The sequence below is a fragment of the Kineococcus siccus genome (assembly GCF_009906795.1).
GTDB classification, from domain to species: domain Bacteria; phylum Actinomycetota; class Actinomycetes; order Actinomycetales; family Kineococcaceae; genus Kineococcus; species Kineococcus siccus.
This window is the reverse complement of the sequence record NZ_JAAALN010000385.1, coordinates 1-1,632: the sequence shown is the minus strand read 5'-3', so window position 1 is coordinate 1,632 and position 1,632 is coordinate 1. Positions and strand designations below refer to the sequence as shown.

2 protein-coding genes are annotated in these 1,632 nt (G+C 78.8%); one reads left to right on the top strand and one right to left on the bottom strand.

The features are described 5' to 3' along the window. The first annotated feature begins 83 nt into the window (after nucleotides 1-83). Nucleotides 84-632, top strand: coding sequence for a P-loop nucleotide/nucleoside kinase family protein (locus GTR02_RS21640; RefSeq protein WP_166609527.1), 549 nt, complete (start codon nucleotides 84-86; stop codon nucleotides 630-632). Nucleotides 633-663: 31 nt separating this feature from the next. Here the strand turns inward: GTR02_RS21640 and rsgA are convergent. Then, a partial coding sequence (gene rsgA / locus GTR02_RS21635) for a ribosome small subunit-dependent GTPase A (protein WP_205709802.1) occupies nucleotides 664-1,632 on the bottom strand: 969 nt, incomplete at its 5' end.

The window sequence follows — 1,632 nt, the reverse complement described above, 5'->3', positions numbered from 1 at the left end:
GCTGACGGGACGGGACGGAGGGCGGTCGACGGCCGTCCTACCCTGCCCCTGTGACCAGCACGGCGGGGCGCGCGACGCCGCGGATGCACGTCATGGTCGGCCTCCCCGCCGCGGGGAAGACCCGCCGGGCGCGGGAGCTGGCCGCGGCGCGGGGCGCGCTGCGCCTCACCCCGGACGAGTGGATGATCCCGCTGTTCGGGCAGCACCAGCCCGAGGGCCGGCGCACCGTCGTCGAGGGCCGGCTCGTCTGGCTCGCGCTGTCCGCGCTGCGCCTCGGCGTCGACGTCGTGCTCGACTTCGGGGTGTGGGCCCGCGAGGAGCGGACGGCGCTGCGGGCGCTGGCCGCCTCCGTCGGGGCGGCGAGCGAGCTCGTGTACCTGCCCGTGGCGGCGGACGAGCAGCGGCGCCGCGTGCGGGCGCGCGCCCGCACCGACGCCGGCACCACCTTCGCGATGACGGACGCCGACCTCGACGGGTGGCGCGCCGGGTTCGAGGTGCCCACCGCCGACGAGCTCACCGGCGGCGAGCTCGACCCACCGCCCGCGGGCCACGACTCCTGGCTGACGTGGGCCGCCGCCTGGTGGCCGACCTGCCTGCCCGACGAGCCGGTCCCGCCTCACCCCGGACCGTGACGGCCGCCCTCCCCTCGCCGCGGCCCCGCGGCTACGGCCGGGGCCGGTGCGCGCGCTGCTGCTTCGCGACCGCCTTCCACGCCCGCAGGCGCTCGCTGCGCAGCCGGGCGTCGGTGCGCGCCGCGAAGTGCTCCTGCTCGCGGACCAGCGCGCGGTAGCTGTCGAGGCGGCGAGCGGTCAGCGTCCCCGCGTCGATGGCCGCCAGCACCGCGCAGCCGGGTTCCGAGCGGTGGCCGCAGTCGGCGAACCGGCAGCGGGCCGCGAGCGCGTCGAGGTCGGCGAAGGCCCGGTCGAGACCGTCCTCCCCGCCGGCCACGCCCACGCTGCGCAGGCCCGGGGTGTCGACGAGGCAGAGCCCGTCGCCCAGGACGGCGAGCTCGCGGTGCACGGTCGTGTGCCGGCCCTTGCCGTCGACGGCGCGCACGTCCCCCGTCGCGAACCGCTCCGTGCCCAACAGGGCGTTGGCCAGCGTGGACTTGCCCGCTCCGGAGGAGCCGATGAGCACGACCGTGCCCACCAGCGCGGCGCGCAGCTCCGCCAGCCCTGCGCCCGTGCCCGCGCTGAGGGGCACGACGCCGACGCCGGGCGCCGCGAGGGCCACCTCCCGCAGCACCTCGGACGGGTCGGGGACCAGGTCGGCCTTCGACAGCGCGAGCAGGGGCCGGGCCCCGCTCTCCCACGCCAGGGTGAGCAGCCGCTCGACCCGCGACAGGGCCGGGCGGTCGTCGAGAGCGATGACGACGACGACGGTGTCGACGTTGGCGGCCAGCACCTGGGCGTGCGAGCGGCCGGACACCGAGGACCGCACGAGGCTCGTGCGCCGCGGCAGCAGCCGGACCAGCCGCTCGTCGGCGACGGCGCACCAGTCGCCCGTCGCGGGCTCGCCGGTCGAGCGGTCGACGGGCAGCCGCAGCGGGCCGTCGGCCGTCACGACGTCGCACCCGCCGCGGTGCACCGCCGTGACGCGGGCGGCGGCCGTGCCGGGCGGGAGCAGCCGGGC

What these genes read in the sequence shown, in the direction of transcription:
- GTR02_RS21640 (WP_166609527.1), top strand. Translation starts at nt 84, where the DNA reads ATGCACGTCATGGTCGGCCTCCCCGCCGCGGGGAAGACCCGCCGGGCG.